This is a genomic window from Ralstonia sp. RL, assembly GCF_001683835.1.
Classification (GTDB): domain Bacteria; phylum Pseudomonadota; class Gammaproteobacteria; order Burkholderiales; family Burkholderiaceae; genus Ralstonia; species Ralstonia mannitolilytica.
In genome coordinates, this window is record NZ_LWRX01000245.1 from 1 (window position 1) to 3,650 (window position 3,650).

The 3,650-nt window shown below is 65.7% G+C and carries 2 protein-coding genes; one reads left to right on the top strand and one right to left on the bottom strand.

All coding sequences use genetic code 11. The annotated features are described in order from the left end of the window. The first annotated feature begins 613 nt into the window (after nucleotides 1–613). Nucleotides 614–2,098: an oxygen-independent coproporphyrinogen III oxidase gene (gene hemN / locus A6M56_RS21895; protein WP_045785246.1), complete on the top strand. Its 1,485-nt coding sequence runs from the start codon at nucleotides 614–616 to the stop codon at nucleotides 2,096–2,098. A gap of 7 nt (nucleotides 2,099–2,105) precedes the next feature. Here hemN and pyk read toward each other — a convergent pair whose 3' ends face one another. After that, complete coding sequence (gene pyk / locus A6M56_RS21900) at nucleotides 2,106–3,581, bottom strand: pyruvate kinase (protein ID WP_045785247.1); 1,476 nt, start codon at nucleotides 3,579–3,581, stop codon at nucleotides 2,106–2,108. Nucleotides 3,582–3,650: the final 69 nt, after the last annotated feature.

The following is a 3,650-nucleotide window of genomic DNA, read 5'->3' on the forward strand; positions in this document are numbered from 1 at the left end:
GCAAAAGAAAGGCGCGCCCGAGATGGCGACTTCCCCTTGGATTTGTGTCGCGGGAAGGGAGGGGAGGCAAACTCGCTGCGCTCAGACAGGCCTCCCCTCTTTATCCTTCCCGCAACAAAAATCCAAGGCGCCATCTAGGGCAAGGGAAAAGCAAACCGTCGAACACGAAGCGAGCTACCAGGGGCTCGCTTTTTCGTTTACACCGGCATACCGAGTGTTTGGCCGTTCCTGCCCTAGATGGCGCCTTGAATTTCTGTTGCAGGGAGGAAAAAGGAAGGGAAACTGTCTGAGCGAAGCGAGTTTTTCCCTTCCCCTCCCTGCGACATAAATTCAAGGAGTCTTTCGCCATCTCGGGCGCGCATTTCTTTGCTTACTTTCTTTGGGCAAGACCAAAGAAAGTGAGTCAGCCCCGGCAGGGGATGAAACAAGGGATGCACCAACAATCCAGAACTCAAAAAAAACACCCATCAACGCCCAGCCCCGTTGTGCCGCCGTGACGCCACGCGTGCAGTACACAACGCTTTGGAACCCGCATTGACCGACGTTGACACACATCAACCCGACACTCACATCGCGGTTTTAGGATGACCTATCGCCCCACTAGAACCGCCCCATGTTTCCGTTCGCCAAGCCGGCCGATCCTCCGTCCGCCGCCAACGACAGCGCTTTCCGCTGGTCGGCTCCCCAGGTGCGCGCGCTCGCGCAGCGTTTTGATACGCACGGCCCGCGCTATACCTCGTATCCGACGGCTGACCGCTTTCACAACCAGTTTGGCAACGCCGATTACCTCGACGCCTTGCACCGCCGCGCCGCGATCGCGCCTGCGCTGCATGCGCCGCTGTCGCTGTACATGCACCTGCCGTTCTGCGCGAACCTCTGCTACTACTGCGGCTGCAACAAGGTCATCACGAAGGACCGCTCGCGCAGTGCACGCTATGTTGAAACGCTCGCGCGTGAGATGGCCATGGTGGCCAACCAGATCGGCCCACTGCGCCGCGTGACGCAATTGCACTGGGGCGGTGGCACGCCCACGTTCCTCGCGCACGACGAGATGCGCGCCGTGATGGCCGCGACGCGCGAGCATTTTGCGCTGATGGGCGACGCCGAAATCTCCGTCGAACTCGACCCGCGCCACGCCGACGACGCCACGCTCGAAGTCCTGGCCGAGATCGGCTTCAATCGCGCAAGCCTCGGCATTCAAGACTTCGACCCCGAGGTGCAGCGCGCCGTGCATCGCACGCAGAGCGTGGAAGAGACGCGCCGCGTGGTCGACACCGCGCGCCGGCTGGGCTTCGAGTCGATCAGCTTCGACCTGATCTACGGCTTGCCGCATCAACGCACCGAGACCTTCAACGCCACGCTCGATCGCGTGCTGGAGATGGCGCCCGACCGGCTGTCCGTCTACAGCTACGCGCATCTGCCGCACCTGTTCAAGCCGCAGCGCCGCATCGATCTGCTCGCGCTGCCGACCGCCGACGAAAAACTCGATTTGCTGGCGATGACGGTGGAGCGCCTCGTCGCCGAGGGTTATGTCTACATCGGCATGGACCACTTCGCTCGGCCTGACGATGCGCTTGCCATCGCGCAGCGTGAAGGGCGGCTGCAGCGCAATTTCCAGGGCTATTCCACGCACGCCGATTGCGACATGCTGGCGTTTGGCGTGTCCGCCATCAGCCGCGTGGGCGATGTGTATGCGCAGAACGAAAAGGATCTCGACGCGTACTACGCGCGCATCGATGCCGGCGAACTGGCCGTGCTGCGCGGCATGTCGCTCACGCCGGACGACCACGTGCGCCGTGCGCTGATCGGCGAGCTGATGTGCGGATTTGAACTGAACATGCGCACCTTCGGCGCGCGCCACGGGCTGGACTTCAAGCGCACCTTCGCAGATGAGCTGCGGGAGCTGGCGCCGCTGGAGGAAGCCGGGCTGGTGCGGGTGGGGGACGAACGCATCGTCATCACGCCGCAAGGGCGGCTGCTCGTGCGCCGCATCGCGATGGTCTTCGATTCGCACCTGCGCCAGGCGGGCACGGAGCGTGCGGTGGAAGCCGGGGGCAAGCCCGTCGGCTTCGTTCCGCGCTACTCCAAGGTGGTCTGACGCAGCGTCAGGCCGTCGCGGCTTCGAACTGCTCGGCGCGCGTTTCCGTCGCGGCTGCCACGGTCTGCGGCCAGATTTCCGCCAGGCGCAGCAGGTTGGTCGAACCGGCCTGGCCGAACGGCATGCCCGCCGTGATGGCGATCTGGTCGCCCGACACGGCAAAGCCTTCACGTGCGGCGGCCCGGCACGCCGCGTCCACCATCTCGTCGACATTGCTCACATCGGGGCTGACCGTGCTGTGCACGCCCCACGCGATGGCCAGCCGGCGCGCCGTGTCCAGGCGCGGCGTGATGCTGACGATGGGCGCCAGTGGCCGCTCGCGTGCGGCGCGCAGGCTCGTCTTGCCGCTGGACGTGTACGTGACGGTGGCCACTGCGCCGAGGATGTGCGTCACGTCGCGCAAGGCCGCGCAGATGGCGTCCTGGCGCGTCGGCAGCGGCGGTTGATGCTGCGCGTCGATCAGGTTGCGGTAGAGCGGGTCGCGTTCGGTCTCGGCAATGATGCGGTTCATGATGCTGACCGCCGCCACCGGATGCTTGCCGCTGGCCGACTCGGCCGACAGCATCACGGCATCGGTGCCGTCGTACACGGCGCTGGCCACGTCGGAGGCCTCGGCGCGCGTCGGCACCGGCGCTTCGATCATCGATTCCAGCATCTGCGTGGCCACGACCACCGGCTTGCCATGCTGGCGCGCCATGCGCAGGATGCGCTTCTGCACGCCGGGCACGCGCTCGGGCGGCAGCTCCACACCCAGATCGCCGCGCGCCACCATCAGCGCGTCGGAGGCCTGCACGATGTCTTCGAGGTGCAGCAGCGCGGCGGGCTTTTCGATCTTCGAGAGCAGCCCAGCCCGGTCGCCGATGATCTCGCGTGCGGCGATCACGTCTTCGGCGCGCTGCACGAACGACAGCGCAATCCAGTCCACACCCAATGACAGCGCGAAGTCGAGATCGCGCAGGTCTTTCTCGGTGAGCGCGGGGATGGGGATCACAGCGTCCGGCACGTTCACGCCCTTGCGGTCCGACAGCGGGCCGCCATCGACCACGCGCGTGACGATGGCCGTCGGGTCGGCGGCTTCCACGGCCAGGCGGATCTTGCCGTCGTCCAGCAACAGCGACTGGCCCGGCGCGGTAGCGGCGTACAGCTCCGGGTGCGGCAGATGCACGCGCGTGACATCGCCCGGCGTCGGGTCGCGGTCGAGCACAAAGCGATCCCCGTTCTTGAGCACGACGCGGCCGTCGGCGAACGTGCCGATGCGCAGCTTCGGGCCTTGCATGTCAGCGAGGATGCCGATCGGGCGACCGGTCTCGGCCTCCACCGCGCGCACGGTGTCGTAGCGCTTGCGGTGGTCTTCGTGCGAGCCGTGGCTGAAGTTCAGGCGGAAGACGTCCGCGCCGGCGTCGAAGAGGGCGCGGATGGTGTCTTTGTCGCTGCTGGCGGGGCCTAGGGTGGCGAGGATTTTGGTGTTGCGGAAGCGGCGCATCGTGGATGGCTCCGGTGGGCTGGCTATTGCTTGCTGCGTTTGCGGACCTTGGTGGTTCATCTCCCTTTC